18 protein-coding genes and 4 pseudogenes are annotated in these 19,477 nt (G+C 66.8%); 13 read left to right on the forward strand and 9 right to left on the reverse strand.

The genetic code is table 11. From position 1 onward, the window contains the following. Positions 1–59: 59 nt before the first annotated feature. On the reverse strand, positions 60–1,466 hold the full coding sequence (locus tag AC3WLY_RS12335; RefSeq protein WP_492308311.1) for an APC family permease: 1,407 nt from the start codon (positions 1,464–1,466) through the stop codon (positions 60–62). A 124-nt stretch (positions 1,467–1,590) separates the two neighbouring features. Here AC3WLY_RS12335 and AC3WLY_RS12340 point away from each other — a divergent pair, with 124 nt between their 5' ends. Then, positions 1,591–2,391, forward strand: coding sequence for a LuxR C-terminal-related transcriptional regulator (locus tag AC3WLY_RS12340; protein ID WP_310139909.1), 801 nt, complete (start codon positions 1,591–1,593; stop codon positions 2,389–2,391). Positions 2,392–2,529: 138 nt separating this feature from the next. After that, positions 2,530–2,913, forward strand: coding sequence for a hypothetical protein (locus tag AC3WLY_RS12345; RefSeq protein ID WP_310139907.1), 384 nt, complete (start codon positions 2,530–2,532; stop codon positions 2,911–2,913). Between the two features lie 72 nt (positions 2,914–2,985). Here AC3WLY_RS12345 and AC3WLY_RS12350 read toward each other — a convergent pair whose 3' ends face one another. Continuing rightward, complete coding sequence (locus tag AC3WLY_RS12350) at positions 2,986–3,291, reverse strand: panthothenate synthetase (RefSeq protein WP_174418037.1); 306 nt, start codon at positions 3,289–3,291, stop codon at positions 2,986–2,988. A gap of 188 nt (positions 3,292–3,479) precedes the next feature. After that, positions 3,480–3,920, reverse strand: a pseudogene (locus tag AC3WLY_RS12355) (cytochrome P450); the annotation flags it as partial. On the opposite strand from AC3WLY_RS12355, the pseudogene AC3WLY_RS12360 reads away from it, so the two are divergent. Beyond that, positions 3,912–4,235, forward strand: a pseudogene (locus AC3WLY_RS12360) (helix-turn-helix domain-containing protein); the annotation flags it as partial. The pseudogenes AC3WLY_RS12355 and AC3WLY_RS12360 overlap by 9 nt on opposite strands. Positions 4,236–4,301: 66 nt before the next feature. Here the strand turns inward: AC3WLY_RS12360 and AC3WLY_RS12365 are convergent. Further along, positions 4,302–4,583, reverse strand: a pseudogene (locus AC3WLY_RS12365) (nuclear transport factor 2 family protein); the annotation flags it as partial. Here AC3WLY_RS12365 and AC3WLY_RS12370 point away from each other — a divergent pair. Both AC3WLY_RS12370 and AC3WLY_RS12375 read left to right on the forward strand, forming a co-directional pair. Next, positions 4,513–4,993 (forward strand): annotated as a pseudogene (locus AC3WLY_RS12370) (AEC family transporter); the annotation flags it as partial. The pseudogenes AC3WLY_RS12365 and AC3WLY_RS12370 overlap by 71 nt on opposite strands. A 419-nt stretch (positions 4,994–5,412) precedes the next feature. Further along, positions 5,413–5,787 (forward strand): COG4315 family predicted lipoprotein, encoded by a 375-nt coding sequence (locus tag AC3WLY_RS12375; protein WP_175959059.1) that lies wholly within the window; start codon positions 5,413–5,415, stop codon positions 5,785–5,787. A gap of 149 nt (positions 5,788–5,936) precedes the next feature. Here AC3WLY_RS12375 and AC3WLY_RS12380 read toward each other — a convergent pair whose 3' ends face one another. Next, positions 5,937–7,454 carry a CoA-acylating methylmalonate-semialdehyde dehydrogenase gene (locus AC3WLY_RS12380; protein ID WP_492308310.1) on the reverse strand — a complete coding sequence of 506 codons (1,518 nt, stop codon included), beginning with the start codon at positions 7,452–7,454 and terminating at the stop codon, positions 5,937–5,939. A 50-nt stretch (positions 7,455–7,504) separates the two neighbouring features. Beyond that, positions 7,505–8,863, reverse strand: coding sequence for an omega-aminotransferase AptA (aptA, locus tag AC3WLY_RS12385; protein WP_492308309.1), 1,359 nt, complete (start codon positions 8,861–8,863; stop codon positions 7,505–7,507). 105 nt (positions 8,864–8,968) lie between these two features. On the opposite strand from aptA, the gene AC3WLY_RS12390 reads away from it, so the two are divergent. Then, the gene (locus tag AC3WLY_RS12390) at positions 8,969–9,910 is read left to right on the forward strand and encodes a LysR family transcriptional regulator (protein WP_492308308.1); all 942 of its coding nucleotides are present in this window, start codon (positions 8,969–8,971) and stop codon (positions 9,908–9,910) included. A gap of 150 nt (positions 9,911–10,060) precedes the next feature. After that, positions 10,061–10,552, forward strand: coding sequence for a 2,4'-dihydroxyacetophenone dioxygenase family protein (locus AC3WLY_RS12395; RefSeq protein ID WP_175959055.1), 492 nt, complete (start codon positions 10,061–10,063; stop codon positions 10,550–10,552). A 97-nt stretch (positions 10,553–10,649) separates the two neighbouring features. Here the strand turns inward: AC3WLY_RS12395 and AC3WLY_RS12400 are convergent, their stop codons facing one another. Together AC3WLY_RS12400 and AC3WLY_RS12405 are read right to left on the reverse strand one after the other, a co-directional pair. Then, entirely contained in the window at positions 10,650–11,468 is an 819-nt protein-coding gene (locus AC3WLY_RS12400) for a DUF8737 domain-containing protein (RefSeq protein WP_175959054.1), read from the reverse strand. Next, the gene (locus AC3WLY_RS12405) at positions 11,468–12,319 is read right to left on the reverse strand and encodes a class I SAM-dependent methyltransferase (protein WP_175959053.1); all 852 of its coding nucleotides are present in this window, start codon (positions 12,317–12,319) and stop codon (positions 11,468–11,470) included. The genes AC3WLY_RS12400 and AC3WLY_RS12405 overlap by 1 nt, the downstream gene beginning before the upstream one ends. Positions 12,320–12,451: 132 nt before the next feature. On the opposite strand from AC3WLY_RS12405, the gene AC3WLY_RS12410 reads away from it, so the two are divergent. The 4 genes from AC3WLY_RS12410 (at position 12,452) to AC3WLY_RS12425 (ending at position 15,154) form a co-directional block, all read left to right on the forward strand. Then, a complete protein-coding gene (locus tag AC3WLY_RS12410) occupies positions 12,452–13,423 on the forward strand; it encodes a LysR family transcriptional regulator (protein ID WP_175959052.1) in 972 nt (323 codons plus the stop codon). A gap of 206 nt (positions 13,424–13,629) precedes the next feature. Then, on the forward strand, positions 13,630–13,869 hold the full coding sequence (locus AC3WLY_RS12415; RefSeq protein ID WP_244137197.1) for a LysR substrate-binding domain-containing protein: 240 nt from the start codon (positions 13,630–13,632) through the stop codon (positions 13,867–13,869). A 56-nt stretch (positions 13,870–13,925) separates the two neighbouring features. Continuing rightward, positions 13,926–14,108, forward strand: a complete 183-nt coding sequence (locus tag AC3WLY_RS12420) for a type 2 periplasmic-binding domain-containing protein (protein WP_175959050.1) — start codon at positions 13,926–13,928, stop codon at positions 14,106–14,108. A gap of 632 nt (positions 14,109–14,740) precedes the next feature. Continuing rightward, positions 14,741–15,154: a plastocyanin/azurin family copper-binding protein gene (locus AC3WLY_RS12425; protein ID WP_175959049.1), complete on the forward strand. Its 414-nt coding sequence runs from the start codon at positions 14,741–14,743 to the stop codon at positions 15,152–15,154. A gap of 160 nt (positions 15,155–15,314) precedes the next feature. On the opposite strand, the gene AC3WLY_RS12430 is transcribed toward AC3WLY_RS12425, so the two are convergent. Beyond that, positions 15,315–16,274: a GlxA family transcriptional regulator gene (locus AC3WLY_RS12430; protein ID WP_492308307.1), complete on the reverse strand. Its 960-nt coding sequence runs from the start codon at positions 16,272–16,274 to the stop codon at positions 15,315–15,317. A 136-nt stretch (positions 16,275–16,410) separates the two neighbouring features. On the opposite strand from AC3WLY_RS12430, the gene AC3WLY_RS12435 reads away from it, so the two are divergent. Together AC3WLY_RS12435 and AC3WLY_RS12440 are read left to right on the forward strand one after the other, a co-directional pair. Then, positions 16,411–17,211, forward strand: coding sequence for an SDR family NAD(P)-dependent oxidoreductase (locus AC3WLY_RS12435; protein WP_492308306.1), 801 nt, complete (start codon positions 16,411–16,413; stop codon positions 17,209–17,211). Between the two features lie 387 nt (positions 17,212–17,598). After that, a complete protein-coding gene (locus tag AC3WLY_RS12440) occupies positions 17,599–19,404 on the forward strand; it encodes a sensor domain-containing diguanylate cyclase (protein ID WP_492308305.1) in 1,806 nt (601 codons plus the stop codon). The last annotated feature ends 73 nt before the right edge of the window (positions 19,405–19,477 follow it).

Consider the following 19,477-nt stretch of genomic DNA (forward strand, 5'->3'; position numbering starts at 1 on the left):
AATTCCTCCAGTCTTTCAATGGTTCGGTGTTTCGGTGCTGCAACGTGACGATCCGGCGTTCAGAGCGCGCGGAATGCTTCGCTGTGGCGCGCCCAGACGACATACATCACGAGTGCGGCAATCAGCAGCCCCGCGATGATGATCAGGTCGGTCGGCTTCGTCGCCGTCGCGAGCGTCGTGTAGAGCGTGTACGCGGCGCCCGCCACCGCGACGAGCGGCGTCACGGGCCACAGCGGCATCCGGTAGTGATGTTCGACGTCGCGGCGCACGAACCGGCTCGCCAGTGCGGCCAGCCCGACGACCAGATAGATCAGCAGCAGCAGGTCGACCGTGAACGCGGTCAGCTCGTCGAGGCTCGACACGAACACGAGCCCCGCCGACGGCACCGCGAGCGCGATCGTCGCGAGCCACGGCGATTCCAGCCGCGGATGGATCGTCGAGAATGCGCGGTTGCAGGTGCGCGACCAGAGCGCGTGCCGGCCGCTGCTGTACAGCAGGCGGCCCATCGTGATCACGATCGCGATGATCGCGTTGAACACCGACAGGAAGATTCCGGCGCTGACCACGCGCGATACGGCCGGGTTGCTCAGCGAACGCACGACATAACCGATCGGGTCGGCGCTTTTCGTCAGTTCCGTCAGCGACGGCGCGCCGAGCACGATCGCGGTGAGCGGAACCAGTTCGACGACGAGGATCACGAGCAGCGAATAGATCACGGCCTTCGCGACGTTGCGGTTGCCGCCGCGCAGGTCTTCGGCGAGGTATGCAGCGGAGCCGAAACCGTTGTAGCAGAAGATCGCCGTGCCGATCGCGGGCACGATGGCGGCGAGCGTCGCCGGCACGAGCGCGTTGCCGCTCGCGACGACCGGCGCGACCAGCACGTCGGCACCGCGATGCAGCGAGCCGAAACCGAGCCCCGCGATCAGCATCAGCACGCCGATCTCGACGACGAGGAACGCGCCGGTGATCCATGCATTCGTCTTGATGTTCAGCATGCCGAGCAGGTAGCTGAGCAGCACGATCGTCAGCGCGACCGACTGGTTGCTGAAATGCGTGCCGAGCGCGTTGTTCAGGTACGGCGCGGCGCCGCTCGCGAGCACGGCCGGGATGAACACGCTGACGGACAGCACGGTGATGAAGGTCAGGTAGCCGGGCAGCGTGCCGAACACGCGCTTGGCCATCACGTATTCGCCGCCCGCGCTGCGGTGCGCGGCGCTGAGCTCCGCATAGCAGAGCGCGAATGCGAGCGCGAGCACGCCGCCGAGCAGGAACGACAGCACGGCGCCGCTGCCGGCCTGCTGGATCGCGAACGGCGCGATCACGAAGATCGAGCTTGCGGGGGTCACGCCCGATACGGTGATCATCACCGCGTCGCGCACGCTGAGCGTCTGCGACAGCGCGCGCGGCGCGTCTTCCGTTGCAGGCGCCGCTTGCAGCGTGCCCGTCGATTCCGACATCATCGCCATCTCGTTCTCCTGTGCTGCACTTTTTTGAACACCCATACTCGGGCCCGATTGATTGCGTGGCAGTCTAGGAAGCCAATTTCAGGACCGCTATTCCCCCTTCGTGTTACGCCCTTCCGGTGGTGGTATGGATCGTCTCTTTTCCGAAATCGCGATGCACCAGGCGCTTGGCCGCGCAATCGATCATCTCGGCCAGCCGCGCTTCTGGCGGTTCCTGGTGCTGCTGCTCAATGAAATGGCGCCGTTCGACAATGCGCTCGCGACCGCGATCGGCCGCGACGGCGTGCCGCTCGTGCTCGACGAATACGACACCGGCGGCACCGACGCCGCGTCGCCGGTGCCGCTTTACCTGAACGGGTTATATCTGCTCGACCCGTTCCTGCAGGCCGCGCACGACGGGCTCGCCGACGGCTGCTACCGGCTCGAGGAAGTCGCGCCCGACCTGTTCCGGCAAAGCGAGTATTTCCTGAGCTACTTCCGCGATGCAGTCGGCGACGACGAAATCCAGATCCTCGTGCGACCGAACGCCGACACGCTGCTGTCGCTGTCGCTCGGCGCGGCCGCGCGCTTCGACGTCGAGCCGCTCGGCAAGCTGACGGCCGCGATGCCGTGGGTGCTCGCGACGATCCGGCAGCACTGGCGGCTGGTGGGCGACGCCGCGCGCACGACGCCCGACGCCGATCTCGGCGCGCGCGTCGAGCAGGCGCTCGCGCGCTTCGGCGCGGGCGTGCTGACCGATCGCGAGATGTCGATCGCGAGAATGGTGCTACGCGGCAATTCGTCGAAGGCGATTGCCGAGCGGCTGACGATCTCGCCGGAAACGGTGAAGGTGCATCGGCGGCATCTTTACGCGAAGCTCGGGATTTCGTCGCAGCCCGAGCTGTTTTCGCGGTTCATTCAGGCGCTGGGAGAAGATGCGGCGGGATGAGCGCATCGCGCAGCACGGATGGCAACGGGTGCGGAATCGTGCAATATCCGTGAATCGCCGCAATCCGTGGTCATCCGGTGAAGCACACGCGGATGTTCCGTCGACAATGAAGTTGCCCGGAAACAGGAATCCCGATCCATGTCGCTCATTCCGCTCGTCGGACTCGGCTGGTTGCTTCTGTGTGCCATCAGCGCCGCATCGATCGTGCTCGTGCCGCCGCTGCTGCTGGTCGCCTGCCTGATGGGGAAGGATGTCTGGTCGATCCTGACGCGCGGCCGGCTGCAGTTCGCGTTCCTGGCCTACCTCGGTTCCGCGCCGGTGCCGGCGGTCTTCACGTTCCTGCTGGAAGCCGGTGCCGCGGCCGGGAGTGCGGGCGGCGTTGCTCCCGACAGCCTGACCGTGTGGAACGAACGGTGTTTTTTCATGTTCCTGGGCGCGGCTGCGCTGAGCGGCCTGCTGTTGCTGCTGCGGCCGAAAGACAGGCAAGCAGCAAACGTCGAGCCGTCACAGTCTGCGCAATAGCCGGCACGCGAACGCCGCGCCATGCCGCCCGCCCGGTTTTCGGGCAGGGGCACGGGCATGCGCAGCGTCCTGCTACTTCCACTTCGCGCCGAGTTGTGCGAGCCCGGCGTTCTGGAGATCGTCCGGCAGCATCACCACGCGGAACTCGCAGTCTGCATTCAACATCAGGAACCACGGCTCCGCGAGCGCCGGGATCTGCGACGGGTCATCCAGATTGACGATCACGACCGCCCCGCGCCCGCCGCTCTGCTCCGTGAAATACACGGCCTCCGGCCTGACCGCTTCGAGTATTCGCGAGATCACGTCGCCAACGCTGCCGTCGCGCACCAGCGTGTTGAACGGCTCGTGAGGGATTCGTACGTTGAGAAGCATGCGCATGACCATCCTCCTTGGGCTCCGCCCGGCCTGGGCCCTTCAAGCATAGGTGCTACGCGACGCCGCGCCAGTGGCGCCGCAAGCAGTTGCCGGCACGCATTCACATTCCGGCGATTCGATGACACCGCGTCGCGCAAACGGCAATCGCCCGCGCGATGCAGGCCGGGTCGAATCGACCGCTTATGCCCCCATCATGCGGGGACCGTATCGGCCGTCAGCCCCGTCGGTTCGATCGCCAGACGCAGCGCCCGCTCCGGCCGCAGCGTCACGTTCAGCACCGCGCGCGGCGGCGCCATGCCGGGCGGCACCGACAACACATGGCGCTGCAGGATCATGGCGGCGACGACCGTCATCTCCATCATCGCCAGATGCTGCCCGAGGCATACGCGCGGGCCCGTGCCGAACGGCATGTACGCGCCGCGCGGCAGCGCCGGCGCATCGTCGGCGAAGCGCTCGGGCCGGAACGCATGCGGCTCCGGAAACCATCGTTCGTCGAGATGCATCAGCTGCAGCGGCAGCATGAACAGCGTGCGCGCGGGAAACCGCCATGCGCCCAGCGCGACCGGCCGCGATGCACGGCGGCTGATCAGGATCGGCGCGGACGGATACAAGCGCAGCGTTTCGTCGAGCGTCTCGCGCTGCAGGCGCGCGAATGGCGAGGCACGCACAGCCCGCGCCAGGTCGAACGGCGCATCAAGACCTACAGCGGCCGATCGCTGCGCGAGTGGCAGGCGCTCGTCAGGACGGAAAGCGCGTTCTTCGCGGCGCGCGACCGGTTCGAAGCCGGCGCCGCGTTCAACTGGGCGACGCTGGCGCTGGACGAAGGGTTCGCCGACCAGGCGCACCTGAGCCGCGAGGTCAAGCGCATCACGGGATTCTCGCCGAGCGAATTCACGCAACGCTTCATCGACGACGAATCGTTCTGGATGTACCGGCTCTGGGCGTGACGCGGCGGCGGCCGATCCCGCATTGGTGAGCCGTTTCGCAATGCACGGCCCGCTCGCGGCCGCCACTCAACCGCGCGGGTCGACAAAGCCGCCTTCAGGTGCATCGTGCGGCACGTTCCAGCCGAAATACACTTCCGCCTCGACGATCCGGCCGTCGCGGACGCGCAACCGCTCTGCATTCCGGAACCGCTTGACGCTGCTCGTTTCCGCCTCGTACACGACGAATACGTGCTCGCCGTGAACGGCGACATCGATGAAATCGAAGCGAGCCAGCGTCACGCTGTTCGGCGCGGGCGCGCTCGCGCGGCAGATCCTGTCGAATCCGCTCGTCGTCGCGTGCGCGCTCGGAATCTCGATGCAGGCCGGCGGCGTCGCGTTCCCGCTGCCGTCGAGCCGGCCGTGCGCGCGCTCGGCGCCGCGTCGATGCCGCTCGGCCTGCTTTGCGTGGGCGCGGCGCTGAGATTCGACGCGGCCCGTTCGTGGCTGCAGCCGGTGTGCGTCGCGTCGGCGTTCAAGTTCATGGCGATGCCGCTGATCACGCTCGCGGCCGGCCGCCTGTTCGGGCTCGGCGATGCGGCGCTGACGGTCGCGCTGCTGTTCCAGGCGCTGCCGACGTCGCGGCGTCGTACATCATGGCCCGCCAGCTCGGCGGCGATGCACCGCTGATGGCCGGCATCACCGCGTTCCAGACGATCGCCGCGGCGCTCGCGATGCCGGTCGTGCTGACGGCGCTCGTGTCGGCACTGGCGTTTCGCTGACGGCGCCGCACCCGCCCGATACCCGCTGAATCAGCCTGCAGGCCAGTCATCGCACGGTTCGACATCGTCGGCCGCGCGCGCTCGTGATCGTGGGCGTCGCGCTGATCAATCGCGCACGGCGCTGACACAGCGGCGCACACGCCGCGCAGGCTCGGGGACGGATCCCGAATACCGGATTGCGACCGCACTCGCAGCACCGTTGCGCGCCGCCTACGCGCCGCCGATACGCGCCCCGACTTTCTCGCAGCCCTGCCAAAAACCGCCTATCGTGAATGAAGCGCTCCGTTTGCCGCCATCCGACCCTGCGTCGCTCGCACCAGCGGCAACGGTGCCGCGTTCCGGCACCATTCATCGCGATCGTCGCGCCCGCTCGCCCGTGCGCACGATCGCGGCCGCCCACCGGATTACAGGAGGCATTCATGAAAGCCGCGTTGCTCGTCAGTTCCGCCCTGCTCGCCATTGCATCCGCTTCGGCCTTGGCCCAAGGTTCGATCACGAAAGTCGAAAACGGCGCGCTCGTCGCCGCGAACGGGATGACCGTCTACACCTTCGACAAGGACAAGCCCAACGCCGGCACCAGTGCGTGCACGGGCCAGTGCGAAACCTTCTGGCCGCCGTACAAGGCCAGCGCGACCGACGTTCCGGTCGGGCCCTACACGATCGTCAAGCGCGACGACGGCAGCCCGCAATGGGCGTACAAGGGCAAGCCGCTGTACTTCTTCTCGAAGGACATGAAACAGGGCGATCGCAACGGCGACAACTTCAAGGACATGTGGCACGTAGTCGCGCCGTAAGCGTGGTTGCGCCGCCGTCCGCGCAACCGGCGCGGACGTAAAAAAGCCCGCCCGGATCGTCGTCGACCGGGGCGGGCCTTCACATCTTCACGCCGGCCACCTTGCATCGCCAGCCGACAGGCCGGCGACGCATGCAGCCGGCATGCGCGTCAGCGGTTCGACGGGAAGCTGAACACCGTCCCTTCGCGCACGCCGGCCGACGGCCAGCGCTGCGTGATCGTCTTGCGCTTCGTGTAGAACCGCACGGCGTCCGGGCCGTATGCGTGCAGGTCGCCGAACAGCGAACGCTTCCAGCCGCCGAACGAGTGGTACGCGACGGGCACCGGCAGCGGCACGTTGATGCCGACCATGCCGATCTGGATGTTGTCGCTGAAGTAGCGCGCGGCCTCGCCGTCGCGCGTGAACAGGCACGTGCCGTTGCCGTATTCGTGCGCGTCGATCAGCGCCATCGCCTCGTCGAGCGACTTCAGTCGGATCACGCCGAGCACCGGCCCGAAGATCTCGTGCTGGTAGATCGGCATGCCGGGCTTCACGTTGTCGAACAGGCACGGGCCGAGGTAATAGCCGCCGTCATGGCCGTCGACCTTCACGCCGCGGCCGTCGACGACGAGCGTCGCGCCCGCTGCCACGCCCGCTTCGACGAAGCCCGTCACCTTCCCGAAGTGCTGCTGCGTGACGAGCGGGCCCATGTCGACGCCCGCGCCGCTGCCCGGGCCGACCTTCATCTTGTCGATTTCCGCCTTCAGGCCCGCGACGACCTGGTCGGCCGTGTCGTCACCGATCGCGACGACCAGCGGGATCGCCATGCAGCGCTCGCCGCACGAGCCGTACGCGGCGCCCATCAGCGCGTTCACCGCGTTGCCGATGTCCGCGTCGGGCATCACGACCGCAAAGTTCTTCGCGCCGCCGAGCGCCTGCACGCGCTTGCCGTGCGCACAGCCGGTCGAGTAGATGTATTCGGCGATCGGCGTCGAGCCGACGAAGCTCACTGCCTTCACGCGCGGATCGGTCAGGATCGTGTCGACCGCTTCCTTGTCGCCGTTGACGACATTCAGCACGCCCGGTGGCAGGCCGGCCTCGAGCGCGAGCTCGGCCATGCGCAGCGTCGACGACGGCGTGCGCTCGGACGGCTTCAGCACGAACGTGTTGCCGCATGCGACGGCCATCGGCCACATCCACAGCGGCACCATCACCGGGAAGTTGAACGGCGTGATGCCGGCCGCCACGCCGAGCGCCTGGAACTCGCTCCACGAATCGATCGCGGGGCCGACGTTCTTGCTGTGCTCGCCCTTCAGCAGCTCGGGCACGTAGGTCGCGTATTCGACGTTCTCGATCCCGCGCTGCAGTTCGCCCATCGCGTCGGCCAGCACCTTGCCGTGCTCGGCCGTGATCAGCGCGCACAGCTCGTCGGCGTGCTCCTCGAGCAGCGTCTTGAAGCGGCTCATCACGCGGGCGCGCTTCAGCGGCGGCGTGTTGCGCCATGCCGGGAACGCGGCCTGCGCGGACGCGATCGCGGCTTCGACGGTCAGCTTGTCGGCGAGCGCGACGCTCTTGTCCGATTCGCCGGTGGCCGGGTCGAACACCGGCTGGACGCGGCTGCCGCCGTCGACGCGCTTGCCGTCGATCAGGTGGCCGACGGTGGAAGTCACCTTGCTGTCGTGTTTCATCTGTCTGGCTCTTTCGTGAATTCGGTTGTCGCTTGGGGGCGGGCCGCGGCTCAGTCCACTTCGTTCAGCGCGTCGGACAGCGCGTTGACCAGGTTGTCGATCTCGCGCTTCTCCGAGATGAACGGCGGCGCAAGCTGGATCGTGTCGCCGCCGTAGCGCACGTAGAAGCCCTTTGCCCAGCAGCGCATCGCGATCTCGTACGGGCGCCGTGCCGGTTCGCCCGGCAGCGCCGCGATCGTCAGGCCGGCCGCGAGGCCGTAGTTGCGGATGTCCGCGATGTGGCGCTGGCCCTTCAGCCCGTGCACGGCCGCCTCGAAATGCGGCGCGAGATCGCGCACGCGGGCCACCGCGTCTTCCTTCACGAGCAGGTCGAGCGCCGCGACGCCGGCCGCGCACGCGACCGGGTGCGCCGAATACGTGTAGCCGTGCGGGAATTCGAGCATGTACTCGGGGCCGCCTGCCGCCATGAACGTGTCGTAGATTTCCTTCGTCGCGATCACGCCGCCGAGCGGCTGCACGCCGTTCGTCACCTGCTTCGCGAAGTTCAGGATGTCCGGCGTCACGCCGAACGCGTCGGCGCCCGTCATCGCGCCGGCACGGCCGAAGCCCGTGATGACCTCGTCGAAAATCAGCAGGATGTCGTGCGCGGTGCAGATGTCGCGCAACCGCTTCAGATAACCCTTCGGCGGCACGACCACGCCCGCCGAACCGGAGAACGGCTCGACGATCACCGCCGCGATGTTCGATGCATCGTGCAGCGTGATCAGGTCGAGCAGGCGGTCGGCCAGCTCCGCGCCGTGCTCGGGCATCCCGCGCGAGAACTTGTTCTCGGCGAGTTGCGTGTGCGGCAGGAAATCGGCGTCGAGGCCCTGGCCGAACAGCTTGCGGTTCGGCCCGATCCCGCCGACCGAGATACCGCCGAAGTTCACGCCGTGGTAGCCCTTCTCGCGGCCGATCAGGCGCGTCTTCGTGCCCTTGCCCTTCGCGCGCCAGTACGCGCGGGCCAGCTTCAGCGACGTGTCGGCCGCTTCCGAGCCCGAACCCGTGAAGAACACGTAGTCGAGGCCGGCCGGCGTCAGGTCCTTGATCTTGTTGGCGAGCTCGAACGACTTCGGATGGCCGAACTGGAACGCCGGCGCGTAGTCGAGCTGCGCGACCTGGCGGCTCACGGCTTCGACGATTTCCGTGCGGCCGTGACCGAGGCCCGTGCACCAGAGGCCCGACAGGCCGTCGAAGATCTTGCGGCCTTCGGCGTCCGTGTAATACGCGCCGTTGCCCGACACGATCATGCGCGGATCGGCCTTGAACTGGCGGTTGGCGGTGAACGGCATCCAGTGCGCGTCGAGCCACGCGGCGTCGGTGCGGATAGTCGTATCGTCCTGCTGCGCGGCGGTGGTGATGTCGGTCATGTCGGTCGGCGCGGCGCGCCCCTCCTTCTTGTGATGATGTTGCACATTGTCGGGAGGCCAATTAGTCTCTTCAATATCGCAATATCAATGTTCACTTGCTCAACTATGCAAGCAAAGAAACCGAAGAGCCGCGCGCTGCTCGGGCAGCTCAGCGACATGGATCTGCGCCTGCTGCGGGTCTTCAAGGGCGTCGTGCAGTGCGGCGGGATGGCGGCGGCCGAACTGGAACTGAATATCGGCATCTCGACGATCAGCCGGCACGTGAAGGATCTGGAAACGCGCGTCGGCCTCGTGCTGTGCCGGCGCGGTCGCGCGGGCTTCACGCTGACGCCCGAGGGGCAGACGGTGTACGAGGAGACGCTGCGCCTGCTCGCGTCGATGGAGGCCTTTCGCAGCAGGATAGACGGTATTCACGAGCGGATGGGCGGAGAACTGCACGTCGCGGTGTTCGACAAGACGGCCACCAACGCGAACGCGCGGCTCGGCGACGCGATCCGCCAGTTCACGGACGAGGCACCCGACGTCGCGCTGAACCTGCATGTCGCGTCGATCAACGAGGTCGAGCGCGGGATCATCGACGACAGCTACCAGGTCGGGATCATTCCCGCGCACCGCAACTCGGGCAGCCTCGTGTATTCGGAGCTGTTCGACGAACGGATGCTGCTGTACTGCGGCCGCCAGCATCCGCTCTACGATGCGCCGCACGGCAAGCTCACGTGGACGACGATCCGCAACCACGCGTTCGCGGGGCTCGGCTTCCATTCGCCGAACATGGAACTGAGCCATCGCGCGAAGCTCACGCGCAGCGCGACCGCGTCGGACCAGGAATCGATCGCGACGCTGATCCTGTCCGGCCGTTATCTCGGCTTCCTGCCGGACCATTACGCGGAAAGCTTCGAAAACAAGGGGCTGATGCAGCCGATCGCGCCGCACCGGTTCAACTACCGATGCCGGTTCGTGAGCCTGCTGCGGCGCTCGCCGCGGCCGTCGCGGGCGGCGCTGCTGTTCCAGTCGTGCCTGGAAGCCGCGCACGACGTGAAAGCGTAGCCGGCGCGACGGTCCGCCCCGCCCCGCGCGGGAACGGCGGCGCGGGCATCGCGTTCAGCGCCGTGCGCCGCGCGCGAACCACCGCCGTTCAGCCTCACAATCCGGCTCTGCGATAATGCGGGCTCCCCATTCCCGTTCCGCCGCCCCGCCATGACGCAACCGTCCGCCCCGCTCTCCACCGACCTGCCGCCGATCTCGTGCCTGCCCGGCGATGCGCTGCCGTGGCTGCCGATGAGCGCCGACCTGCCGGGGCTGGCGATCAAGTATCTGCACATCAATGCGGCCGAGGACACGCTGACCGCGCTGCTGAAGATGCCGGCCGGCGGCACGCTGCCGCGCCATCGCCACGATGGCGAGGTGTTCGTCCATACGCTGCAGGGTGCGTGGCGCTACCTGGAGTACGACTGGGTCGCGCACGCCGGCTCGACGGTGCTCGAACCGGCCGGCTCGGTGCATACGCCGGAAACGCTCGGCGCGCCGGGCGAGGACGTGATCACGCTCAACGTGATGCGCGGCGATCTCGTGCTGCTCGACGACGACGGCCGCGAGACCGCGCGCGAGAACTGCCGCGTCGCGCTGCTGCGCCAGCGCAAGCATGCGCGCACGGCGCCGGAAGCCGCTGCGCCGTTTGTCACGCGCTGACGTCGGCAGGGTCGGATTCCGCGATCGGCGCATGCGCGCTCGGCGTCGAAATGCCGGGGCCGCGCCGCATCGCCGCACGTGCTTAGTCAGCGGACCGTCAGATCAACTGGCGCAACGACAGCGCGTGCAGCAGGATCGAAGTCGGCACCACGAACGCCGGGGTCAACACATCCGGATAAACACCGACACCGATGCTTGGCACATTCGGAACGATCAGCTGGAACCGGCCGGGCGACGTGATCATTCCCAACGTGATCGCGATAGCGAAATCCGCGAGGCCGAAGAGATTCCACATGATCGCCGCCTTCCGCCCCTCGGCCGTGCCGGTTGCGACGGCGATTGCCGCCGGCACGGCGAACACGCCGGTCAGCACGTCGCCGATTCCCGCCGGCAATGCGAACACGCCGGGCATCCCTCCATGCAGCCACGCGGCGAGCACCCAACCGCCAAATACGCGGTAAAGCTGAATCGCGACGAGCCACGTCGCCGGCATCGCATCGAGCACCTGCCCGACCCGCCTCGACAACAGCAACAGTGGCGCGCCGATCAGCACCGGCAGAACAATCGCCAACGGCAGCCAGGGCGGCGAGTCCGGCGTGCCCGCGCGGAACGTGCCATCGATGGCCGCGCTCCACGCGACAGCGAACCAAAGCGTGTACGGAATCATGACCGCGAGCCAGGTCGTGCCGCGTTGGCCCGGCGTCAGGCCGGTGCGTTCGAGGCCGAGCCATAAACCGATCGCGACGACGACATGGACCGCCAGTTGGTGAGCGGCGACTGGAACACCGCTCGCCGGGATAGCCGGCTGCCAGTAAATCAGGCCGATCCACAAGACCGTCAGCGGTGCGATCCAGAGCAGGCCGCGCCAGGCGGCACTCGACGGGACGATACCGGCAGGAAAAGGAGCGGCTTTCATCAGCGGGCCTCCATGCGGTTCCGGGTATTCGTGGCGTCGGCCTCGAACACCGCAGTGAGAATGCCGATCCGGCCTTCGACGAGATTGCGTCCCAGGTTCGCGAACAGTTGCGCGAAGTCCGGCCCCAGCACGATGCCGAGATTCGGCGACGGTGGCGGCCCGGACGCGCGCCGTTGGGCGATCCACGCTTTTGCGGCCTCCGTGTCGTCTTGCCATGTCAGTGTGCGGAAACCTGCTGCCTCGATGGCCTCGCGTGTTGCGTCGGCCGTCATCAGGAAGCTCGTGGACGGGGTTCGCGCCCACGGAACGGGATAGTGCAGTTCGCTGTCGTTTGCGACGACGTCGTACGTCGCGAATTTGCCGTCGGGTTTCAGCACGCGCCGGATCTCCCGATAAAGCCGTGCTCGATCGGCGATGTTCATCGCCACATGCTGCAGCAGCACGACATCGAAACGGCCGTCGTCGAACGGAAGATCCAGCGCGCTGGCGGTACGAAACGACACCTGCCCGCTCTGTCCGGTGCGCTGCGCGAGATAGCGCGCGGCATCCACGAACGGCTCGCTGAGGTCGATGCCCGTCACCCGGCAGCCACGGGTTGCAGCCAGAACGCGAGCCGGCCCGCCGATGCCCGAACCGACGTCCAGCACCGCCATGTCGGCAGTGATTCCGACCAATTCGGCAAGCTCGTCGGTGGCAGCCAGCCCGCGGGTGTGAAACTGGTCGACGGCGTCCAGTTGCCGCGGTGCGAACGGTTGATCCTCCGGTCCAAGCACCGCGAGTGCGGCTTTCAACCGCTCGGTCAGGCCGGTCGCGCGATAGTGCTCGCGCACGCCATCAAGCGCATCGTTCATGGTGAGATTCCTCCATGGTTTCGAGCAGATCGTTCCGGGCTTGCGTGCCGAAATCGGCGCGATGCCTCGTCTGCATGCGTAGGTGTACCATGGCCGCTGGCGAGCGACTATTCATCACAATGTTGACGAGCCATGAAGCAGAACTTCACAGTCAGGCAAGGCGCACTCGATGGTGTGGAAGCGTTCCTCAGCGTTGCCCGGCACCGCAGTTTTCGCCGCGCAGCCGCCGAACTCGGCGTCACGCCGTCGGCCGTCAGCCAGGCCGTGCGTATGCTTGAAGAACGCATTGGCGCCGCACTCTTCATCCGCACCACGCGCAGTGTCGGCCTGACGGAAGCCGGCGAACGATTTCTGTCGCGTGCCAAGCCAGCGTTCGAAGAGCTCGTCGCCGCCAGCGAGGTAGCCCGCAGTCTCGGCCAGCGGCCCACCGGACTGTTGCGACTTTCGGTGCCGCGCGCGGTGGTGCCGATCCTGCTGGAACCGCTGATTGCATCCTTCTGCCGGGCGTATCCCGAGATCGAAGTCGAGATTGCCGCAAACGAGGCGCTGGTCGATCTCGCGGCGGAAGGGTTCGACGCCGGCATCCGCCTGGGCCAGTTCGTCGCCGCCGACATGGTCGCGGTGCCGTTGACGCCCCCTTTCCGTCTCGTCATCGTCGGCAGTCCGGCCTACTTTGCAGGCCGCAGCCGTCCCGAACGCGTGGACGATCTGCGCGAACATGCATGCTTGCGATGGCGGAGATCCAACGGTGCGCTCGCGCCGTGGTCATTCAACGACAACGACCGCGAGATCGAGGTCGCCGTATCGGGCCCGCTTATCGCGCATGATTTTCCCACCCTACTGGGTGCGGCAGTCGAAGGCCTGGGCCTCGCGCAGCTACCTGAGCCCATGGTCTCGGAAGCGCTGAAAGCGGGAACCCTGGTGCACGTGCTGGAGCCGTTCGCGCCGGTGAGGCCGGGCGTGTTTCTCTACTATCCAGGCCGTCGGCAGATCATGCCGAAGCTGCGCGCGTTCATCGATCATGTTAAGAACCACCCGCCGGGTCTCGGCAAAGTCCCGGCGCATCATGCGCCGGAGCGTGCAGGACCGGGGAAAAACGGATGATGTTTTCTTTCGTGTGGCCGATTACCGAATCGGATGGTCGGGATTGACGTGTTGATGCCTGCCGGTCATGGCGTCGTTCGCTCGAGCCCCTTCTTGCGCAGCACCGCGGTCGCCTCGGCGGATGTCAGAAAGCGGATTTCTCGGTCGCATCGGGCGACGCGCCTGTGCTGCAGGCCCATGTCCTGCGCGAGCGACGCTGCGAGCTGGTGATTGCGAGGCCATTCGCTGCGGCACCCGATCCGGACATGAACGGCGAACCGCTGTTTCGCGAACAGTTGCGGATCGTCGTGTCGAACCGCAGCGAACGGGCCAGAAAACGGCGCCGCCCCTCGCTCGCCGATCTTGTCGACGCACCGTGGATCCTGTCGCCGAACGAGGTCGGGCTGCATTCGCCGATCGTTGAAGCATTCCAGGCGATCGGCGCGGCTCCGCCAACCGCGCGCTGACCGGATCGCTGAATCTGCGGCGCACGTTGCTTCGCACCGGGCGTTTCGTTACGGTCATGCCGCACTCGCTGCTGCGCTTCGGCGCCGATCAGGAATGGATCAAGGTGCTGCCGATCGATCTGCCGACCTGGACAGTGCCGACGATGCTGATCACGCTGCGGAACCGAACACGGAGCCCCGTTGCCGAGCGGTTCGCCGAGTACGCACGCGTGCTGGCTAGAGCGCTCGCCGCGGGTTGATCGCCGTCATTGCCGTGGGCGGTGCCGAGGCACTGTATCGGCGCTTGCGTGGCGTCGGATGGGTCGCTGTCTCGATGCCTGGGATTCGCGCAATGCGTGTGGAATTTCGTCCGGTGGATTGCGACCCAGTCCGGACGCTGGATCAGGCGCTACCTAATTGGCAGCTTTCAGGGGTGCAGCGGTCATTCATTCCTTCGAGTCGTTCGGCAGGTCATCGGTGCCAAACCCGCCGGTCGCGTTTAACCGATTGCGACCGCCGCGAGCGGCCCGCTTCCGGAATTCGTGAACAGACAATTTCGACACGCCGTGCCTTGACGATATTCACAGTGAGCTTCCCGCCTGCGCGGACCTTGCCGGCTTGCTCCAGCAGCCTGGCCACAGGCTTTTTCGCTCCGCCAGCGGTTTCCTGTCATCTCACACAGTTGTCGATACGCAGCGGGTCTTTACCCATGTCGTTCGCCGGGCACGCCTACTTTTCCCCACTTACAGCCCCGGCCAGAATACGTTCACGAGTGTGGATACTCCAGCTTCAGCGGTAGGAAAGGCCCACGTTGCGGGCACGGTTTGTCGGCGCGGCAACGCCGGTGGCCAGCGACGACCGGATGCCAGTCGCGTTTTCGAGGGGAACGATCATGATCAATAGACGCCACGCTGTGTTCTTGAGTGCGGCTGTGTTCAGCCTTGCTTCGATGCAAGTCAGTGCAGGCGAGACATTGCGAGTCGAGCTGACATCGACCGCCATCCATCTCGATACCGACACGGTCAAGGCGGGAACCGTCACGTTCGAGGTGACCGGTTCAGCGGACGGCAACACGGCACATGAACTGGTGGTACTGAAGACAGACTTACCCCACGATCGCCTGCCGGTGCGAAAGGAGACGGTCGCGGAAAGCAAGTTCAAGAAAATAGGAGAAGTTGAGGACGTGGCGCCCGGGACGAGCAAGCGTCTTACGCTGAAGCTGGCGCCCGGCCGATACGTACTGATCTGCAATCGACCAGGTCATTATTCGATGGGCATGCATGCTTCGTTGGTCGTCGAGCGCTAGGAAGGATCTGCCTGGCGTCGGCGCCCCCGATCTATTCGATACCGATCCAATATCAAGCGACAGCGCCTGACGGGGTTGCGGATTCAACCGGCAACAACCCTCACGCCCGCCCGATCCGCCCCGATTCGTCCGCCTGCCCCTGCCTGCGGCGACCACCGGCCTAGCGACCTCCCCGCTCATCCGCGCGCGCATCGCGCCGCATCGCCTGCGGCGGCACGCCGAACCCGCGCACGAACGCCTCGCGCATATGGCGGCGATCACGAAAACCGTTCTCCTTCGCGATCACGTCGAGCGGATGGCGACTCTGTTCGATCATCAGCCGCGCGGACTCTAGCCGCAGCCGCTCGATCGCCTTCGCGGGCGACTGCCCCGTTTCGAGCGTAAACACGCGGCTGAACTGCCGCGGGCTCAGGTGGACGGCATCGGCCAGATCCTCGACGGTCAGCGCGCGGCCGAGGTTCTGCCGCGCGTAGTTCAACGCGTTCTGGATCCGGTCGGATTTCGGCGCGAGCTCCAGCATTTCCGAATGCTGCGACTGGCCGCCGGCCCGACGCTGGTGCATCACCAGCTTGTGCGCGACCGAGCGCGCGGCATCGGCGCCGAGATCCTTTTCCACCATCGCGAGCGCGAGGTCGAGGCCGGCCGTCATCCCGGCCGACGTCCAGATCGGCCCGTCGACGATGTAGATCCGGTCTTCCTCGACGCGAATCTCCGGGTAGTGCCGCTGCATGTCGCGGCCGAACGCCCAGTGCGTCGTCGCGCGGCGCTGCGCAAGCAGCCCGGCCTCGGCCAGCACGAACGCGCCCGTGCAAATGCCGGCGATCCGCCGTGCGCGCACGTTCGTGCGGCGCAGGAACGCGACCACGCCGGCCGGCGCCGGCGCAGCGAGCGGATCGTTGACCCCCGCGACGATCCACGTATCGACGGCGATCCGCCCGCGCAGCGCGCGCGTGGCGACCGACAGCCCGAGCGACGAGCGCACGTCGCCGCCATCGACCGAATAGTTGTCCATCACGTAGAACGGCTCGCCAGCTCCCATGTTCGCGTACTCGAACACCGACTGCGCGGCGAGCGCCATGATCTGGAAACCGTCGCTGATCAGAAAGCCGATTCGGTGCATGCGTGTTCTCCAGTCCCGGGCGTGCGTTTGGCCCGATGTCCTGAATCATACCTATCTACGTCATTTGTGTCGCCGCGATTCGAAGCCAGAATGCATTCACGCCATTCGGCCACCTTCATCGAAACGGAGCGACATCATGACTCAAGCACATCGCGGTACCGCCCTCATTACCGGCGCGTCGTCGGGTATCGGCGCGATCTACGCGGACCGGCTCGCGCGCCGCGGCTACGACCTGATCCTGGTCGCGCGCAACCGCGACCGGCTGGCCGCCCTCGCCGAGCGCATCACGAACGACACGCGGCGCAGCGTCGAGATCGTCGACGCGGACCTCAACGACCGCGCGGCGCTCGCCGCCGTCGAAACGAAGCTGAAGCAGGACGCGAGCATCACGCTCCTCGTGAACAACGCGGGTGTCGGCACGCACGCCGCGCTGCTCGACAGCGACGTAGACGCGATGACGCGGATGATCGAGCTGAACGTGACCGCGCTCACGCGCCTCACCTATGCAGCCGTGCCCGGCTTCGTCGCCCGTGGCCACGGCGCGGTAATCAACATTTCGTCGATCGTCGCGATCTCGCCGGAAACGCTGAACGGCGTGTACGGCGGCAGCAAGGCGTTCGTGCTCGCGTTCAGCCAGTCGCTGCACCACGAGCTCGCCGACAAGGGCGTGCAGGTGCAGGCCGTGCTGCCCGGCGCGACGGCCACCGATTTCTGGCAGACGGGCGGCCTGCCGCTCGAGCACCTGCCGAAGGAAATCGTGATGCCGGCATCCGACATGGTCGACGCGGCGCTGGTCGGCTTCGATCGCGGCGAACTCGTGACGATTCCGTCGCTGCACACGGCCGACGAATGGAATGCGTACGAGGCCGCGCGCCAGACGATGGCGCCGCACCTGTCGACCGATACGCCGGCGCCGCGCTACGCGTCGGTACGCTGATCGCGTCTGACATCCTGCGGATCGAAGGCGGCAAGCTTGCCGAACACCGGAGCGTGCTGCGGCACGAGGCAACACGCGGAGAATCGGCCGACGGTCATCCGGTGTTCGGCGGCACATTTCCGGGCGAGCGTCGGTCGCTTCATTCGTCTGCGGGAAGGCACCGACGATGCACGGCGTCCGGCCGCCCGCGTGCCGGGAAAACGCCGGGAAAACACCCCCGGATTCTTTCTCGGCAGGCGCAAATGGATCGCATTGAAATCCCATTCAAACCCGATTGCCACGCAATTTGTGCAACAGTAAGCTCTACGATCGCAGTTTCCCGAGCAGCAATCATCCGGTCGGCATTCGTCCGATCACCAGGGCAATCGTCCGTTGCGGAATTCGACCATGCGGTTCCGTATGTTCATCACCGAGGCCGGCGACGCGCCGGCCGCCGCGCGTGGTTCGGCCGACGGTCAGCCGGCGTTTGCGCCGCCCGAGCTGGAGACCGTCTGCCGCGTCGCGCGTGCGCATTTCGGCACGGCCGGCGCTTTCGTTGCGCACGCCGAAGCCGGCACGCAACACGTGCTGGCCGCCGACGGGACGCTGCCCGCCCCGCTCCCCGCCGATTTATTCCCGCTACCGGCTGAACGAGATCCGTCTGCCGACAGACGATTCGTCCTTCTCGGCGCGAACGGCAACCTGCAATCCGACGACAGTCCACCTCACGCGCCGCAGGTCGTCGCGACTTGCGAACTGGTCGCGCCCGACGGCGCTGCGCTCGGCACGCTGTGCATCGTCAACCCTGTTGTCCTGACGCTCGACGCCACGCAATGCGCGCTGCTGCGCGACCTCGCTGCGCTGGCCGAACGCGCGCTTGCCCGCGCGATTGCGGAAGCCGCGTTGCGCGAACGGCTCACCATCGTAGAAGAACACAGCACACTGACGACGCTCGCGCTGACCGAAAGCGGCACCGGCGTGTGGGATCGCAACGTGGAAACCGGCGAGATCCATTACTCGCCGGCCTGGAAGGCAATGCTCGGCTACGCGCCGAACGAGCTGAGCTGCCGGATCGAGGATGCGTACGAACGGCTGCATCCGGACGATGTCGACGACGTGCAAGCTGCCATGCTCGCGCATTTCGAGCGCCGGACCGACAGCTACGAGGTCGAGCACCGCATCCGCTGCAAGGACGGCACGTACAAGTGGATCCGCAGCCGCGGCAAGGTGATCAGCCGCGACGGCAACGGCCGCGCGCTGCGCATGGTCGGCACGACAACCGACATCACGGCGCTGCGCGAGCTTGCCGCGCGGCTGCGCGACTCGGCCGCGCTCGTCACGGATCTCACCGACCAGGTTCCCGGGCTCGTGTTCCAGCTACGGCAGGCGGCCGACGGGCGCCGCACCTTTACCTATGCGAGTGCGGGTATCCGCGACATCTACGAACTGACACCGGAGCAGATCGCCCGCAACGCGGAGGCGGTCGAGACGCGGATCCATCCGGCCGACCTGACCGCTTATCGGCAATCGCTGCATGAGTCTTCCGCGCGACTGACGCCGTGGCGCCTCGAATATCGCGTGCTGCTGCCCGGCCAGGGCCTGCGATGGCGCGAAGGCGATGCGCGCCCGCAACGCATGGCCGACGGCGGCACCGTGTGGCACGGCTTCATCACCGACGCGACCGACCGCAAACGCATCGAGGCCGAACTGCAGCGGATGGCGACGACCGACCACCTGACGCAACTGTCGAACCGCCACGCGTTCATGCGACAAAGCGAAGCCGCGCTGCGCGGCGTGCGCGCGACCGGCCGGGCCGCCGCGGTGCTGATGCTCGATCTCGATCACTTCAAGGCGCTGAACGACCGTTGGGGCCATCCGCTCGGCGACCGCGCACTCCCGCATTTCGCGCGGCTGCTGCTCGCGGAAACCGGGACGGACGGCATCGTCGGCCGGATCGGCGGCGAGGAATTCGCGATCGTGCTGCCGGGATCGGACCTCGATACGGCAATTGCGTTTGCGCGGCGCCTGCAGCAACGCGCGATGCTGGCGCGGCTCATGCATGAGGATCAGCAGGTCGAGTTGACCGTCAGCATCGGCATCGACGCGATGCGCGAGTCGGATGTCGGCGCGTACCAGTCGCTGTCGCGCGCCGACAAGGCGCTCTATCTCGCGAAGGATCGCGGCCGCAACCGGATCGAGGTGTATCGGGCGTAATCGAAGCGGTACGAGCCACCCGCGTCGAACCGGACGGCGACAACACCAGCCGCGCGATTGCCCGACCTCTCGA

It is taken from the genome of Burkholderia sp. FW306-1C-G01B (assembly GCF_058781685.1).

Bases quoted from the DNA above. Each gene is read 5' to 3' on its own strand.
- AC3WLY_RS12400 (WP_175959054.1), bottom strand. From the start codon at position 11,468: ATGAAAGCCGCTCCTTTTCCTGCCGGTATCGTCCCGTCGAGTGCCGCC.
- AC3WLY_RS12420 (WP_175959050.1), top strand. From the start codon at position 13,926: ATGCCGCACTCGCTGCTGCGCTTCGGCGCCGATCAGGAATGGATCAAG.
- AC3WLY_RS12375 (WP_175959059.1), top strand. From the start codon at position 5,413: ATGAAAGCCGCGTTGCTCGTCAGTTCCGCCCTGCTCGCCATTGCATCC.
- AC3WLY_RS12430 (WP_492308307.1), bottom strand. From the start codon at position 16,274: ATGCACCGAATCGGCTTTCTGATCAGCGACGGTTTCCAGATCATGGCG.
- AC3WLY_RS12440 (WP_492308305.1), top strand. From the start codon at position 17,599: ATGCGGTTCCGTATGTTCATCACCGAGGCCGGCGACGCGCCGGCCGCC.
- AC3WLY_RS12340 (WP_310139909.1), top strand. From the start codon at position 1,591: ATGGATCGTCTCTTTTCCGAAATCGCGATGCACCAGGCGCTTGGCCGC.
- AC3WLY_RS12390 (WP_492308308.1), top strand. From the start codon at position 8,969: ATGCAAGCAAAGAAACCGAAGAGCCGCGCGCTGCTCGGGCAGCTCAGC.
- AC3WLY_RS12410 (WP_175959052.1), top strand. From the start codon at position 12,452: ATGAAGCAGAACTTCACAGTCAGGCAAGGCGCACTCGATGGTGTGGAA.
- AC3WLY_RS12395 (WP_175959055.1), top strand. From the start codon at position 10,061: ATGACGCAACCGTCCGCCCCGCTCTCCACCGACCTGCCGCCGATCTCG.
- AC3WLY_RS12425 (WP_175959049.1), top strand. From the start codon at position 14,741: ATGATCAATAGACGCCACGCTGTGTTCTTGAGTGCGGCTGTGTTCAGC.
- aptA (WP_492308309.1), bottom strand. From the start codon at position 8,863: ATGACCGACATCACCACCGCCGCGCAGCAGGACGATACGACTATCCGC.
- AC3WLY_RS12345 (WP_310139907.1), top strand. From the start codon at position 2,530: ATGTCGCTCATTCCGCTCGTCGGACTCGGCTGGTTGCTTCTGTGTGCC.
- AC3WLY_RS12335 (WP_492308311.1), bottom strand. From the start codon at position 1,466: ATGGCGATGATGTCGGAATCGACGGGCACGCTGCAAGCGGCGCCTGCA.
- AC3WLY_RS12405 (WP_175959053.1), bottom strand. From the start codon at position 12,319: ATGAACGATGCGCTTGATGGCGTGCGCGAGCACTATCGCGCGACCGGC.
- AC3WLY_RS12435 (WP_492308306.1), top strand. From the start codon at position 16,411: ATGACTCAAGCACATCGCGGTACCGCCCTCATTACCGGCGCGTCGTCG.
- AC3WLY_RS12350 (WP_174418037.1), bottom strand. From the start codon at position 3,291: ATGCGCATGCTTCTCAACGTACGAATCCCTCACGAGCCGTTCAACACG.
- AC3WLY_RS12380 (WP_492308310.1), bottom strand. From the start codon at position 7,454: ATGAAACACGACAGCAAGGTGACTTCCACCGTCGGCCACCTGATCGAC.